The organism is Azospirillum sp. UENF 111221 (genome assembly GCF_058780625.1).
The window spans coordinates 1643784-1658824 of the sequence record NZ_JBSNCH010000005.1; the positions used below are offsets into that span (position 1 = coordinate 1643784).

The following is a 15041-nucleotide window of genomic DNA, read 5'->3' on the forward strand; positions in this document are numbered from 1 at the left end:
GCCGCGTCGTTGCGGAACAGAGGACAGTGCGCGGCTGTTGTCCTGGCTGCACCCCGCCCTTTCCTCCTCTTCGGGAGCCCCGCCCGTGTCCGCTGCCTCCACCCAGCCCACCCCCCGGCGCACTGCCAGGCCCCTGGCCTATACGCCGTCGGTCGAAAATCCGGGTCCCGATGAAGCGCAGGTCTTCAACGATCTGGCGGAGACGATGCTGTCGATCAGCGCCAAGACCTTCGAGGACAGCGGCCATGCCAACCGCAGCGTCCATGCCAAGAGCCACGGGCTGCTGATCGGCCGGCTGGATGTGCTGGACGACCTGCCGGCCGAACTGGCCCAGGGACTGTTCGCGAAGGCGGAGAGCTATCCGGCGATCCTGCGGCTGTCGACGACGCCGGGCGACATCCTGCCCGACAGCGTCTCGACCCCGCGCGGTCTGGCGGTGAAGGTGCTGGGCGTTTCCGGCGAGCGGCTGCCGGGGTCGGAGGGTGAGGCCACGCAGGATTTCGTCATGGCCAACGCCCCCGCCTTCTCGGCCCCCGATGCCAAGCAGTTCCTGTCGACGCTGAAGCTGCTGGCCGCCACCACCGACCGGGCGGAAACCGCGAAGAAGGTATTGTCGGCCGGCCTGCGCGTCGCCGAACGGGTGGTGGAGGCCTTCGGCGGCGAAAGCGCGACGCTGAAGACGCTGGGCGGCCACCCGGAAACCCACATCCTGGGCGAAACCTTCTACAGCCAGGCGGCATTGCGCCATGGCGATCACATCGCCAAGCTGTCGATCGTGCCGGTCTCGCCGAACCTGACCGCGCTGGAGAACGCGCCGCTGGACCTCAGCGGCAAGCCGAACGGCATCCGCGAGGCGGTGACGGAGTTCTTCCGCGACCACGAGGCCGTCTGGGAGCTGCGCGCCCAGCTGCGCACCGACGAGGAACGCATGCCGGTGGAGGATGCCAGCGTGGTGTGGCCGGAGGATCTCGAGCCCCTACCGCACCATCGCCCGCATCACCGTGCCGCCGCAGACGGCCTGGAGCGAGGAACGGTCGCGTGCCGGCGACGACCGGCTGTCCTTCAGCCCCTGGCATGGGCTGGCGGCGCACCGGCCGCTGGGCTCGATCATGCGCGCCCGGCGCCTCGCCTATGACCGCTCCGCCGAATTCCGCATGGAACGGAACGGCTGCCCGATGCACGAGCCGGCGGCGGGCTACCGGCTGCCGGGGTAGGCGCACAATCCCCTCTCCCCCGGGGAGAGGGTTAGGTCCTGTCTGACGAGCCTATTGACGTTGTGGTTTAGAGCCCAAGGTCAGTTTGATGGCTTACGATGCGACAGGGCTGCGACGCTACGAACTGAGCGATGCGCAGTGGGATCGGATCGCGGATTTGATGCCGCGGTCGAATCCGCGAGGTGGCGGTGTGTGGCGGGATCACCGTCAAGTGGTTGATGGGCTGATGTGGAAGCTGAACACCGGCGCCCAATGGCGGGACATTCCCGAACGCTACGGCCCCTGGCAGACGATCTACGAACGCTTTGTGCGATGGCGTTGCGACGGGCTGTTCGAGCGGATCCTCGACCGGCTGCGCTTGCAGCTTGATGCGGATGGTCGGATCGATGTGGACCTCTGGTGCATCGACGGCACCAGCATCCGGGCCAGTCGCTCGGCGGCTGGGGGCGGAAAAAGGGGGGCTCGGACGAGCCGGCCGACCACGCACTCGGCCGCTCCCGCGGGGGCTTCGGGACCAAAATCCATTTGGTGACCGATGGCAACGGCCTGCCGCTGGCCGCCGTGCTGAGCGCAGGTCAGCTTCAGGAAATCTCCTTCGCCGTCGCCGCCTTGGAGGCGGTCAGCTTGCCCACCCGCCGAGGGCGCCGACGCACCAAGCCTCGAAAGCTGGCTGGCGACAAGGGCTACAGCGCCAATCGCTTTCGTCAGTACCTGCGACGCCGCCACATCGAACCGGTCATTGCCATGCGCAAGGACGAACGCAGGCGAACCCACCGCGGCAGGCCGCCTCGGTTCGATCGGGAGGCATACCGGCGACGAAACGTCGTCGAGCGTGGCATCGGATGGCTCAAAGGATGCCGATCCGTTGCCACGCGACATGACAAGCTTGCCGTCAACTACATGACCTTCATCAGGCTCGCCATGATCCAGCGATGCCTGCGCGTCAGTAGGCCGTCAGACAGGACCTAGGGTGAGGGGGATGCACAGGGTGGATCACCCGAGAAATCTCCCTGTGCATCACCCTCACTGCAGGCTGCGCTGCATCTCCTCGAAGGTGCGGGAGAAGCCGTTCAGCGGAAAATCGATGTCGCGCTTGCCCAGGCGGGAGTTGACGCGGACCAGGATGGTCGAGCCGTTGCGGAACTGGTCGGCGACGCGGCCGGACACGAAGTTCGGGAACATGCACATGTTCAGCGTCGCCACATGCGATTCGATGCGCGGCTGGCGGTCGACGCGGATGGCGCAGCGGTCGATCAGCCCCTGGCTGGTGGTCAGGAACAGGTGGAAGTCGTTGCCGGTCGGGATGATGCTGAGCGCGATGAAGCCGACATCCTTCCCGTCGTCGAACAGGCGGTAGATCATCAGCCGGCAGGTTTTGCTGTCGGTCATCCGGTCGATGTCGCACTGGTTGGTCCAGGCGCCCTCCGGCCCGAAATCCGCTGCGGCCTTGGAGACGTCCACCGCGGCGGCGGGCTTGGCCGTCATCGGGGCTACGATCATCGTCACGGCCAGCAGCGCCGAGGCGACCGCCGCCTTGACCCCACCCAACAGCCCCTTTGCACGCATCGCCCCGTCCCCGCCATCGTTCGTGTTAACACGGAATGCGCCATGATAACCGGCGGTGGCGGGGGTGCAAGGAACGAGATGCCGCGCACCAGGGATCAGATGCGGCCTTCCTCGAAGTCGCGGAAGGCCTGCATCACCTCTTCCCGCGTGTTCATGACGAAGGGGCCGCCCCAGGCGATGGGCTCGCCGATGGGCTCGCCGGCCAGCAGCAGGAAGCGCGCGCCGTCGGCCCCGGCGACCGCCTCCACCCGCTCGCCGTCGCCCAGCACGATCACCCGCGGCCCGGAAAGCGGAGCGTCGCCCCCGACAGCCAGCGTGCCCTCGAACAGAACCAGGAAGGCGGTGTGCCCGGCCGGCAGCGGCTCGGCGAAGGCCACCGACGGCGGCAGCGCCACGTCGAAATAGCGGGCGTCGGTCGCCTCGGCCCGCACCGGTCCCGCCGTGCCGCGGGCGGTGTCGCCGGCGATGACGGTGACGGTCGCCCCGTCCTCGCGCCGTTCCACCGGGATGGAGGCGGCCGGGAATTCCTGATAGCGCGGCTCCGTCATCTTCAACCGGGCCGGCAGGTTGATCCACAGCTGGAAGCCGCGCATCAGCCCTTCGGTTTGCTCCGGCATCTCCGAATGGATCAGGCCGCGGCCGGCGGTCATCCACTGCACGCCGCCGGTCTCGATCACGCCCTCGTGCCCGTGGTTGTCGGCATGGCGCATGCGGCCGGCCAGCATGTAGGTCACCGTCTCGAACCCGCGGTGGGGATGGTCGGGGAATCCCGCCAGATAATCGGTCGGCTGGTCGGACCCGAACAGGTCCAGCATCAGGAAGGGGTCGAGCGTGCGCAGGCGGGGGCTGCCCAGCATGCGGGTCATGCTGACCCCGGCACCGTCGGAGGTGGCCATGCCCTCCACGGCGGCGAGCACCGGACGGACACCGGGGGCGGCTGGCTTGGCGGACATGGCGGCAACTCCTGAGCGGATACAATGACGATGCACCACAGGTAGTCCCTCGCGGCCCCGCCGTGAAGCCGGCCCGCCCGCGCCACAGCGTTCCGCTCCGCGCAACAATCGGACACGAAAAAAGGCCGCCGGAAAACCGGCGGCCTTTTCGCGAGAGACCCGTGGGAAAGGGATGTTCTTAGTGGATGCTCTCGCCATGCAGGGCGAGGTCGAGACCGTCGCGCTCCACATCTTCCTCGACGCGCAGGCCCATGACCACATCGACGACCTTCAGCAGGACGAAGGTGGCGACGGCGCACCAGACCATGGTGTAGAGGACGCCCTGGACCTGGATCCAGACGGCGGCGGCATTGCCTTCCAGCAGGCCCAGCGTGGCCTTCGGGTCGGCCTGGAGGACGGAGGCGAAGCCGCCTTCGCTGTTGGACACCGACATCTTGGCGAAGACGCCGGTCAGGATGGCGCCGATCAGGCCGCCGACGCCGTGCACGCCGAAGGCGTCCAGGCTGTCGTCATAGCCCAGCATGTGCTTGAGGCTGGTGGCCGACCAGAAGCAGACCACGCCGGCGACGATGCCGATGACGATGGCGCCCGTCGGGTCGACGAAGCCGGCGGCCGGGGTCACCGCGACCAAGCCGGCGACGGCGCCGGAGATGATGCCGAGGATCGACGGCTTGCCCTTGACGATCCACTCTGCGAACAGCCAGCCCATGGCGGCACCGGCGGTGGCGATGTGCGTGGCGGCCAGCGCCATGCCGGCACGCGGACCGGCGGTCAGGGCCGAACCGGCGTTGAAGCCGAACCAACCAACCCACAGCAGCGAGGCGCCGATCAGCGACAGCACCAGGTTGTGCGGCATGAAGGCTTCCTTCGGGTAGCCCTTGCGCTTGCCGATCACCAGCGCTGCGACCAGGCCGGCGACGCCAGCGTTGATGTGCACGACCGTGCCGCCGGCGAAGTCCAGCACGCCCAGGCCGAACAGGAAGCCCGACGGGTACCAGACCCAGTGGGCGATCGGCGCATAGACCACGATCGACCACAGCGCGGTGAAGACCAGCAGGGAGGAGAACTTCATGCGGTCGGCGAAGGCGCCGGTGATCAGGGCCGGGGTGATGATCGCGAAGGTCATCTGGAACATCATGAAGACCGGCTCGGGGATCGTCGTCGCGACGCCCGAGCCCGTCGCCTCGCCCAGCACGAAGGCCTTCGAGAAGTCGAGCCCGTTGAGGAACAGCCGGTCGAGACCGCCGACATAGGCACCGGTGCCGGTGAAGGCCAGGCTGTAGCCGATCACGTACCACAGGACGCTGATCAGGCAGGTGATGGCGAAGCTCTGCATCACCGTCGCCAGCACGTTCATCTTGCGGACCATGCCGCCGTAGAACAGCGCCAGGCCGGGGATGGTCATCATCAGCACCAGCGCGGTGGAGATGAGCATCCAGGCGGTGTCGCCGCCATTCAGCGCCGGAGCCGCCGGCGCGGCAGCAGCGGCGGCAGCCGCAGCCGCGGCAGCGGCGGCAGCCGCCGGATCCTGGGCAAGGGCTGCGGCCGGCATGCCGACCGCGCCCAGAGCAACCGCCATCATCGGTGCGGCCATAAGGAACAGACGGTTCATCGAGGCTCCTCTTTCTCCAAAATCGCTCCCACCCCCTTACGGCCGGCGCGGCACCGGAGGTGTTCCGCGCTCAAGCCACCGCACTGGGGCGACCCCGTCCCGGTCGCCCCGTCCCCGGCAAAGACGGGGCGGCGGACGGGACCAAGGACGCTTCCAGCGTTACAAGAAGCGTGCCAGTCGAAAACGGCTTGGAATCGTCAGGGTTGTCCCGGGCCGGGACATCCGAACGGGCACCCTCCTACGAGTCGCACCCGGTGTTTGCACAGGAAACAGGCAGATTTCGGAACCGACATTTCGCCGCAAATTCCGGGCTTCCGACCGAACGGCAGGGCCGGCAGCCCGTTTCGAGCCCGTGTCTGCCCGGCATTCTGGCTGCCATTCCGGCAGATGATGAAAATTTGAGCAGGACATGGCCCGAAAGCCGCCCATTGCGGCGGCATCGCGGCGGCGGCAATCCGCCACTCTATCCCTTCCGCCCAGTCCGTTCGGAGGAGTGGCGCATAAGCTCCCCTTTCCTCCTAGGACCGAGAGGAGCCGGTGCGGCGGGTAAGCCGATGCCAACCGTCCGCCGCGCCTATTGGACATGGCGGCGAGATGTGGCACCGTCAACGCCTCCATATGGATTGGCCGCAGCCGAGCGGCCGCAAGAATAAGGCAAAGGGGGTAACGGCCATGCTCGACAAACGGGATCTGCGCCTCGCACCGCGACGTGCGGTGGCGCTGGTGCTGGCCGGGGGACGCGGAAGCCGTCTGAAGCAACTGACCGACCGGCGGGCCAAGCCGGCGACTTATTTCGGCGGCAAGTACCGCATCATCGACTTCGCGCTGTCCAATTGCGTCAACTCCGGCTTCCGCCGCATCGGCGTGCTGACGCAGTACAAGTCTCACAGCCTTCTGCGCCATCTCCAGCGCGGCTGGAACGTCTTCCGCGGCGAGATGAACGAGTTCTGCGACCTGCTGCCGGCGCAGCAGCGCGTCAGCGAGACGGAGTGGTACCAGGGCACCGCCGACGCCGTGTACCAGAACCTCGACATCCTGCGCGACCACGAGCCGGAATATGTCCTGATCCTGGCCGGCGACCACATCTACAAGATGGATTACGGCGCGCTGCTACTCGACCACATCGACCGCAAGGCCGACGTCACCGTCCCCTGCATCGCGGTCCCGCGCGAACAGGCGAGCGGCTTCGGCGTGATGCACATCGACGAGGAGCGCCGCATCATCGACTTCGTCGAGAAGCCGGCCGACCCGCCGCCGATGCCCGGCCGTCCCGACATGGCGCTGGCCAGCATGGGCATCTATGTCTTCAACGCCCAGTTCCTCTACGACCAGCTGGAGCGCGATGTCGCCACCCCCGGCTCCAGCCGCGATTTCGGCAAGGACATCATCCCGCATCTGGTGAAGACCGGGGCGCGAATCATTGCCCACGATTATGCCGACAGCGCCATCATCGACGCGCCGGACGACGCCCCCTACTGGCGAGACGTCGGCACCATCGACGCCTATTGGGAGGCCAACCTCGACCTCTGCCACGTCACGCCGCAGTTGAACATGTACAACCGCGACTGGCCGATCTTCACCTATCAGGAACAGCTCCCCCCCGCCAAGTTCGTCTTCGACGACGAGAACCGGCGCGGCACGGCGATCGACAGCCTGGTGTCGGGCGGCTGCATCATCTCCGGCTCCACCGTGCGCCGCTCGCTGCTGTTCAGCTCGGTCCGCGTCAACTCCTACAGCGAGCTGCACGAGGCGGTGGTCCTGCCGGAATGCGACATCGGCCGCCATTGCCGCCTGAAGAAGGTGGTGATCGACCGCGGCGTTAGCATCCCCAACGGCCTCGTCGTCGGCGAGGACGCGGAGCTGGACGCCAAGCGCTTCCACCGCAGCGAGGGCGGCGTCGTCCTGATCACCCGCGAGATGATCGAGAAGCTGCCGAAGGAGTAGGGCGGCATTTCGCCGCCCTCCCCCGCCCCATGGCCCGCGCCGATGCGGTCCGGCTCCCCACCGGACCCGCATCGGCGCTATACCATGTCCACACCCTCCCGCCTTTCACCCCTCCCGCCTATCGCCGAGTGCCTTCCCGATGCGCGTCCTCTACGTCACGTCCGAATGCTACCCGATGGTCAAGACGGGGGGCTGGCCGACGTGTCCGCCGCCCTGCCGCCGGCCCTGAACGCCGCCGGTGCCGATGTCCGCCTGCTGCTGCCGGGCTATCCCGCCGTCCTGAACAGTTTGCAGAACCTGCACGAGGTCGGCGACCTGATCACCGACCTGCCCGGCTGCGACCGCGCCCAGCTGTGCATCGGCCGCACCGCCGACGGGGTTCTCGCCTATGCGCTGAAGGCGCCGTCGCTGTACGACCGTCCCGGCAACCCCTATCTCGGGCCGGACGGCAAGGACTGGGCCGACAACGCCCTGCGCTTCGCAGCACTCGCCTGGGTCGCCGCTGGCTTCGCCGCGGAGAAATCCTACGATCCCTGGTGGCGTCCCGACATCCTGCACGGCCATGACTGGCAGGCGGCGCTGATCCCCGCCTATCTGACCCTGCGCCCCGACCGTTTCGCCGGCCCCTTCCGGCCCGGCACGGTGCTGACCATCCACAACATCGCCTATCAGGGCCTGTTCGGCCCCTGGATGATGGGCGACCTCGGCCTGCCCTCCTCCAGCTTCCGCGTCGACGGCGTCGAATATTACGGCAACATCAGCTTCCTGAAGGCCGGTTGCTTCTATGCCGACCGCCTGACCACGGTCAGCCCGACCTACGCCAACGAGATCCAGACGGCGGAGCACGGCACAGGCCTGCAAGGGCTGCTCGCCACCCGCTCCGACGTGCTGACCGGCATCCTGAACGGCGTCGATTACGCGGTGTGGGACCCGGCGACCGACCCGCATCTGCCCGCCCGCTACACCCCCGACGACCTCGGCGGAAAGGACGCCTGCAAGGCCGACCTGCAATCCGCCTTCGGCCTGGACCGCCGCGCCGACGCCCCGCTGGCCGCCGTGGTCAGCCGCCTGACCTGGCACAAGGGCCTCGATCTGGTTCTGGAGGCGGCGGGCCAATGGGTGTCCTGGGGCGGCCAACTGGTGGTTCTGGGCAGCGGCGACGCCTCCAGCGAGGCCGGTTTCCGCCAGTTGGCCCAGTGGCATCCGCAGTCCATTGGCGTCCGCATCGGCTATGACGAGCCGCTGTCCCACCGCATCCAGGCCGGATCCGACCTGTTCCTGGTGCCGTCGCGCTCGGAGCCCTGCGGCCTGACCCAGCTCTACGCCCTGAAATACGGCACCCTGCCGCTGGTCCGCCGCACCGGCGGCCTCGCCGACACGGTGATCGACGCCAACCCGGCCGCCAGCGCCGACGGCAGCGCGACGGGCTTCCAGTTCGTCAACGCGACCGGCCAGGAACTGGTCTGGGCGTTGCGCCGGGCGATGAGCGTCTACCGCAAGCCCGACCGCTGGCAGGCGATGCAGCGCCGCGCCATGACGCGGGACTTCGGCTGGCATGGGCCGGCGGAGGAGTACATGGAGCTTTATCGGGGGCTTGGGGGGCGGTAGGCGGGCCGGCTCGCCACCCGTTTGCCTGGGGATCGCCCACGAAAGGCGGTTCCGTCGATGACGCCCGAGACCAGCACTGCGCCTGTAATCCGACCCTGGCTTATATCATTTTGCGATATACAATGATGCCATATTGAAGCATATATCGGTGAGAGATATATGGTTGATGAAGCGGTTGAGCGCCTTCTCGGATATCACCGGCGGCGCTACTGGCTGGAGAATGGGTGGAGCCTGCGGTTTCGCCTCTGGCGAACGCCGGTCACCGCGGAGAAGCCCCACGGCATGCGCTATTCGCTGACCCTGCACGATGTGGACGGCACCCGCCTGATGGGCTTCGACAACGCGCATGGAGTCGGCCGGGAAACCCGCTTCGACCATGAGCACCGTTATGGCCGTGTGGCCGATCCGGTTCCCTACGCCTTCACCGGAGCGGACGCACTGCTGAGCGATTTCTTCGCGGCCACGGAGCGCGCCTGCCGGACGGCGGGCGTTGCGCTGACCATCGCGCTGGAGGACACCGAGGATGACGACGACGGAGGGATTGGCGATGCGGACCTTGCATGATGTGCGCGACGAGATGCTGGCGGTCGCCCAGGGTACCCGCCCGGTTCCCCCGGTACGGTCGGTGACGGATGGCGAGGCGGTCTCCGGCCTTCTCGGCGTGCTGACCCCAGCCAACCGGGCATTGATGCACCTGATCGCCACCGAACGCCCGGAGACGGTCTCCCGCCTGGCCCAACTCGCCGACCGCGCCCAGCCGAATGTCTCACGAGCTCTGCAAGACTTGGCGAAGCATAGTCTGGTGCGACTGGTCCGCGACGGCATGAGCATCCGGCCGGAACTGGTCGCGGCGGAGATCGACGTCGATCTGGTGCGGGGGACTTGCCGTGTGGTGCCAATGGCAGTGGCGGCGGAGTAGAGGGCGGCTTCGGTTGACAACGTCGATTTTTCAGACCACGATCGTGGTCTGAAAAATCGACGCGAGGTGTTCCGTGGCCTACATTCAGACGATAGTGCGTAGAGATCCTTGGGAAGTTGAGCCGCGTTTGCAGCATCTCGGACTCACCTCGTCCGGATTGAGACGCATCCGCGACGTTGCCCAACTGGCAAGAGCTAATAATTCCACAGAAGATCACGCAGCAAATGCTCCCGGCACTCATGCGTATCAGGATGGAGTTTGGTGCCTCAGAAATGAATTTGTTGGAAACGATTGGAAACGAGAACGCCCCGGCGGGGTTGAGGCAATTGTAAATATGAGTGTTGGGGTGAGGGTTGCGTTTGCAAACGTTGATCGTTGCTGCGACATAAATCACTCTCCTCAACCAATTTCCGGAAAAGGATCCGGAACGGAAAGGTTGTGCCAAGGCAATCTTTTTGGCGATTTGCCAACATATACAAAGCAACAGAGCAATAACGGGATACCCTTATTTTACTGCATGGTTGATCCTGATGGTCGTATTGAGCTTTCTCGCCCGACCGTTGAAAATCGCACCTTTGGTCCGTGCGTAGAGCGTAACTTCATCTCGAATGGCGAAGATGACGGTGAGAAGCTTGTAAAGCCGAGCGATGGCGGCGATGCTGTTGACATGGTTCCTTCGATCTCCAGAAAAGTAGTGTAGATGGTCTTTAATCCAAAACGGCTCAGCTTGGCACGCATGCGCCGCCGAATGACTGGGAAAGAGCTTGCAAGTACTGCCGGAATTTCGGCGGATACTTTGTCGCGTATTGAAAAGGGATACCGTCCGCCGGAAGATAATACGGTAAGCAAGCTCGCGGCGGCGCTTAGCTACCCGACTGAATTCTTCTATGGAGAGGATCCCATAGATCTCGACGAGGCGGGCGTCAGTTTTCGTAGCTTCTCAAAAATGAGTGCTGCGGAAAAGGCCGCGGCCACTTCGGCTGGGCAACTCGGTCTTCAGTTGACGGCGTGGACAGAGAAACGCTTTGATCTACCACGCCCAGACTTACCCGATCTTAGCTACCAAGCAGACCCAGAAAAAGCTGCCATTGAAATACGGCAGTATTGGCAAATTGGGGAACGCCCTATCGGGAACATGATCGGGCTCCTAGAAAGTAAAGGCGTTAGGGTTCTCTCGCTCAGCGAAGACACCGCGAACGTCAATGCTTTCTCATTTTGGAGAGATGGCAAGCCGTATATATTCCTCAACAACTTCAAGACTGCAGAGAGCAGCATATTTGACTGCGCTCATGAGCTTGGACATTTGCTAATTCATTGCAAAGGTGACTTGCGAGGAGAAAGGCTACTCGAACGCGAAGCGGACGCATTCGCGGCTGCTTTTCTCATGCCGCCTAATGATGTCAGCGCAAAAATGACCAGACCTATTACGAGCGCAAACATCATTGCTGGCAAAGGAAGGTGGAAGGTTTCCGCTTTCGCTCTTCTATACCGCCTCTGGAAGATGGGAATAGTTTCTACGGAGCATCAGTACAGGTCGCTGTGCATAGATCTGAGCAAGAGGGGATATAGATCTGGAGAACCCGTAGGTATAGAACGCGAATATTCCATGATATGGAGGCAGGTCTTCTCCTCCCTTTGGGCAGAGCGCGTTACTAAGGATGACGTAGCTAAGGAACTGCGCTTGCCCATTGATGAATTGGAAGGGCTTATAGCAAATATGACTGGCCCAAGACAAAGGCCAGCGGGGCGCATGCTGTCGCAAGCGTAACGTTGTGTTGCAAGCTCACTCAAGAACTGGATGTACCCAACGAACGGCCAGCCCCATCGCCGCAGCAGACCGCACGTCACGCACGCCTTTTCCAGGCTCCCCTTACCGCCGACCGCCATTCATGATAGGACTATAAGCCTCAGCTGCCCGAGGAGTGTCCTGCATGCATCGCGAACGGTGCCACGCCCCCTTGCGCCCGTCCTTCCGCGCACCTGCTCCGCCGGATGGAACAGTGAACAGCCCACGGAAAACCGTTCCAACCTGTTCCAAACGTTCCATCCGACCGCCGCCGCCCATGCCCGGCGGCCCCGCGTGGAACAGTGAACACTCCCCCGAAACCTGTTCCACGCTGTTCCACCCGCCCCACTCCGCCCCCAAAACGAAACGGCCCCCTTCCCTTGCGGGAAGAGGGCCGTCGTCGTTTCAGCTACCCGGTTCGGCTCAGTCGCGCTTGACCGTGTCGCTGTTCAGCGCCGCCTGCGCCGCCGCCAGACGGGCGATCGGCACGCGGTAGGGCGAGCAGGAGACATAGGTCAGACCGACCTTCTCGCAGAAGGAGATCGAGGCCGGGTCGCCGCCATGCTCGCCGCAGATGCCGAGCTTGATGTCCGGACGGACCTTGCGGCCGCGCTCGGTGGCGATCTCCACCAGTTCGCCGACGCCGGTGACGTCCAGCGACTGGAACGGGTCCTGCTCCAGGATGCCCTGGCGCTGGTACTCCGGCAGGAAGCTGCCGGCGTCGTCGCGCGACAGGCCCAGCGTGGTCTGGGTCAGGTCGTTGGTGCCGTAGCTGAAGAACTCGGCCGATTCGGCGATCTCGCCGGCCTTCAGGGCCGCGCGCGGGATCTCGATCATCGTGCCGGTCAGATACTCCACCGCGACACCGGTCTCGGCCTTCACTTGCTCGGCGGCGCGGTCGATCACCGCCTTGAGGATGTCGAACTCCTTCTTCGTGATGATCAGCGGGATCATCACTTCGGGAATGACGGCCTCGCCGGTGGTCTTGGCGACCTCGGCGGCGGCGGCGAAGATGGCGCGGGCCTGCATCTCGTAGATCTCGGGGTACGAGATGCCCAGACGGCAGCCGCGATGGCCCAGCATCGGGTTCGCTTCATGCAGCTGGATGGTGCGGTGGCGCACCCGCAGCGGATCGGTGCCGGTGGCCTCGGCGACCTCCGCCATGTCCTCTTCGGTGTTCGGCAGGAACTCGTGCAGCGGCGGGTCGAGCAGGCGGATCGTCACCGGCAGGCCGGTCATGATCGTGAACAGATCGACGAAGTCCTTCTTCTGGAAGGGCTCCAGCTTGGCGAGCGCCTTGCGGCGGCCGGCCTCGTCCTCCGCCAGGATCATCTCGCGGACGGCCAGGATGCGCTCCGGGTCGAAGAACATGTGCTCGGTGCGCGACAGGCCGATGCCCTCGGCGCCGAACTTCCGCGCGGTGCGGGCGTCCAGCGGGGTCTCGGCGTTGGCGCGGATCTTCATCCGGCGGATCTTGTCGGCCCAGCCCATCAGGGTGGCGAAGTCGCCCGACAGCTCCGGCTGGATCGTCGGAACCTCGCCCAGCATCACCTCGCCGGTGGAGCCGTCGATGGTCAGGATGTCGCCTTCCTTGACGGCGACGCCGCGGACCGACATCTGCTTGGTCTTGTAGTCGATGCGCAGGTCGCCGGCGCCCGACACGCAGGCACGGCCCATGCCGCGGGCCACCACCGCCGCGTGGCTGGTCATGCCGCCGCGGCTGGTCAGGATGCCGCGGGCGGCATGCATGCCGTGGATGTCCTCGGGCGAGGTCTCGATGCGGCAGAGGATCACCGACTCGCCCTTGCCGGCCATCTGCTCAGCCTCGTCGGCGGTGAAGACCACCTTGCCCGAGGCGGCACCGGGGGAGGCCGGCAGGCCCTTGGCGATGATCTTGCGGTCGGCCTTGGGGTCCAGCGTCGGGTGCAGCAGCTGGTCGAGCGAGGCCGGATCGATGCGGCGGACCGCCTCGTTCTGGTCGATGACGCCCTCGTTCGCCAGATCGACGGCGATCTTCAGCGCCGCCGGGGCGGTGCGCTTGCCGTTGCGGGTCTGCAGCATGAACAGCTTGTTCTGCTGGACCGTGAACTCGATGTCCTGCATGTCGCGGTAGTGCTTCTCCAGCTTGAGGCGGACCTCGTTCAGCTGGTTGAACACCTCCGGCATCACCTCCTCCATGGCGGGGAGGTCGGACTTGTTGGCGATCTTGCCGGCGACGGTCAGGTGCTGCGGCGTGCGGATGCCGGCGACGACGTCCTCGCCCTGGGCATTGACCAGATACTCGCCGTAGAAGGCGTTCTCGCCGGTCGACGGGTTGCGGGTGAAGGCCACGCCGGTGGCGCAGTCGTTGCCCATGTTGCCGAAGACCATGCACTGCACGTTGACCGCGGTGCCCCAGTCGGCCGGAATGTCGTGCAGCTTGCGGTAGGTGATGGCGCGGGCGTTCATCCAGGAGCCGAAGACGGCGCCGATGGCGCCCCATAGCTGCTCCTGCACGTCCTGCGGGAAGGGACGGCCCAGCTCGCGCTCGACCGCCTTCTTGTAGTCCTCGATCACCGCCTGCCAATCCTCGGCCGACAGGTCGGTGTCGAGGTTGTAGGACTTGTCGCGCTTGTGGTTGTCGAGGATGTCCTCGAAATGGTGATGCTCAACGTCGAGCACGACGTTGGAGTACATCTGGATGAAGCGGCGGTAGCTGTCGTAGGCGAAGCGGCCGTCGCCCGACCGCTTGGCGAGGCCGGCGGCGGTCGCGTCGTTCAGGCCCAGGTTCAGGACGGTGTCCATCATGCCCGGCATCGACGCGCGGGCGCCGGAACGGACCGACACCAGCAGCGGGTTGGCCTGATCGCCGAACTTGGCGTCCATCGCCTGTTCCAGCCGCGCGATGGCGGCGTTCACCTGCGTCGTCAGCTCCGGCGGATAGGAGCGTCCGTTGGCGTAGAAATAGGTGCACAGCTCGGTGGTGATCGTGAAGCCCGGCGGAACGGGCAGGCCAAGATTGGCCATCTCGGCCAGATTGGCGCCCTTGCCGCCCAGCAGGTTCTTCATATCGGCCCGTCCTTCGGTGGCACCGGCCCCGAAGCTGTAGACCCACTTGGATTCACCCTGGCTCGCCATCGCGGATTTCCTCTCGCCCCATGGTCGTCCGGCATGTGGGTGCTCCCCTTGTCTCCAACGACCGTTCCACCCTGCGGAAATCCGCCGGGCGAAACCCCGTGGTCAGTTTGCTTGACCGCACATGCCGCTGAGTGGACCTTCTATCGCCCCAAACGTTGGGACACAAGACAGTCGCGTGGTCTAGAACAGGATGACCTGCGCTTCACCGGCAAAGGAGCGTTGCGGCTATATCGTATTGCCCAGATCCTCGCCTGCATCGCCATTACTCCGGCGGATCCGCATAATACCGATTCGAATGGTGAATTGCGCCCGAAGTACCCCG

The 15041-nt window shown here is 65.4% G+C and carries 12 protein-coding genes; 8 read left to right on the forward strand and 4 right to left on the reverse strand.

The genetic code is table 11. The features are described 5' to 3' along the window. Positions 1 to 85 precede the first annotated feature (85 nt). Both ACWPN3_RS22375 and ACWPN3_RS22380 read left to right on the forward strand, forming a co-directional pair. Entirely contained in the window at positions 86 to 1135 is a 1050-nt protein-coding gene (locus ACWPN3_RS22375) for a catalase family protein (protein WP_492261750.1), read from the forward strand. Positions 1136 to 1302: 167 nt separating this feature from the next. Next, positions 1303 to 2183 (forward strand): IS5 family transposase gene (locus tag ACWPN3_RS22380; protein ID WP_492241211.1). Its coding sequence is split into 2 segments (ribosomal slippage): positions 1303 to 1677 and positions 1680 to 2183, totalling 879 coding nucleotides; the frame shifts between segments, so codons are not numbered across the junction. Positions 2184 to 2237: 54 nt separating this feature from the next. Here the strand turns inward: ACWPN3_RS22380 and ACWPN3_RS22385 are convergent. The 3 genes from ACWPN3_RS22385 to ACWPN3_RS22395 form a co-directional block, all read right to left on the reverse strand. After that, positions 2238 to 2780, reverse strand: a complete 543-nt coding sequence (locus ACWPN3_RS22385) for an invasion associated locus B family protein (protein ID WP_492261751.1) — start codon at positions 2778 to 2780, stop codon at positions 2238 to 2240. A gap of 95 nt (positions 2781 to 2875) precedes the next feature. Continuing rightward, positions 2876 to 3733, reverse strand: coding sequence for a pirin family protein (locus ACWPN3_RS22390; RefSeq protein WP_492241213.1), 858 nt, complete (start codon positions 3731 to 3733; stop codon positions 2876 to 2878). A 178-nt stretch (positions 3734 to 3911) separates the two neighbouring features. Then, positions 3912 to 5345 (reverse strand): ammonium transporter, encoded by a 1434-nt coding sequence (locus ACWPN3_RS22395; RefSeq protein WP_109448590.1) that lies wholly within the window; start codon positions 5343 to 5345, stop codon positions 3912 to 3914. Positions 5346 to 6017: 672 nt separating this feature from the next. On the opposite strand from ACWPN3_RS22395, the gene glgC reads away from it, so the two are divergent. The 6 genes from glgC to ACWPN3_RS22425 all read left to right on the forward strand — a co-directional run bounded on the left by glgC (position 6018) and on the right by ACWPN3_RS22425 (position 11584). Next, the gene (glgC, locus tag ACWPN3_RS22400) at positions 6018 to 7289 is read left to right on the forward strand and encodes a glucose-1-phosphate adenylyltransferase (RefSeq protein WP_492241214.1); all 1272 of its coding nucleotides are present in this window, start codon (positions 6018 to 6020) and stop codon (positions 7287 to 7289) included. A gap of 201 nt (positions 7290 to 7490) precedes the next feature. After that, on the forward strand, positions 7491 to 8897 hold the full coding sequence (gene glgA / locus ACWPN3_RS22405; RefSeq protein ID WP_492261752.1) for a glycogen synthase GlgA: 1407 nt from the start codon (positions 7491 to 7493) through the stop codon (positions 8895 to 8897). A gap of 159 nt (positions 8898 to 9056) precedes the next feature. Further along, entirely contained in the window at positions 9057 to 9461 is a 405-nt protein-coding gene (locus ACWPN3_RS22410) for a toxin-antitoxin system TumE family protein (protein ID WP_492241216.1), read from the forward strand. Continuing rightward, positions 9445 to 9816, forward strand: coding sequence for an HVO_A0114 family putative DNA-binding protein (locus ACWPN3_RS22415; RefSeq protein ID WP_492241217.1), 372 nt, complete (start codon positions 9445 to 9447; stop codon positions 9814 to 9816). The genes ACWPN3_RS22410 and ACWPN3_RS22415 overlap by 17 nt, the downstream gene beginning before the upstream one ends. A gap of 73 nt (positions 9817 to 9889) precedes the next feature. Continuing rightward, the gene (locus ACWPN3_RS22420; RefSeq protein WP_492241218.1) at positions 9890 to 10516 is read left to right on the forward strand and encodes a hypothetical protein; all 627 of its coding nucleotides are present in this window, start codon (positions 9890 to 9892) and stop codon (positions 10514 to 10516) included. Beyond that, positions 10517 to 11584, forward strand: coding sequence for a helix-turn-helix domain-containing protein (locus ACWPN3_RS22425; protein ID WP_492241219.1), 1068 nt, complete (start codon positions 10517 to 10519; stop codon positions 11582 to 11584). Positions 11585 to 12025: 441 nt separating this feature from the next. On the opposite strand, the gene ppdK is transcribed toward ACWPN3_RS22425, so the two are convergent. Continuing rightward, positions 12026 to 14719 carry a pyruvate, phosphate dikinase gene (ppdK, locus tag ACWPN3_RS22430; RefSeq protein ID WP_492241220.1) on the reverse strand — a complete coding sequence of 898 codons (2694 nt, stop codon included), beginning with the start codon at positions 14717 to 14719 and terminating at the stop codon, positions 12026 to 12028. Between the last annotated feature and the right edge of the window lie 322 nt (positions 14720 to 15041).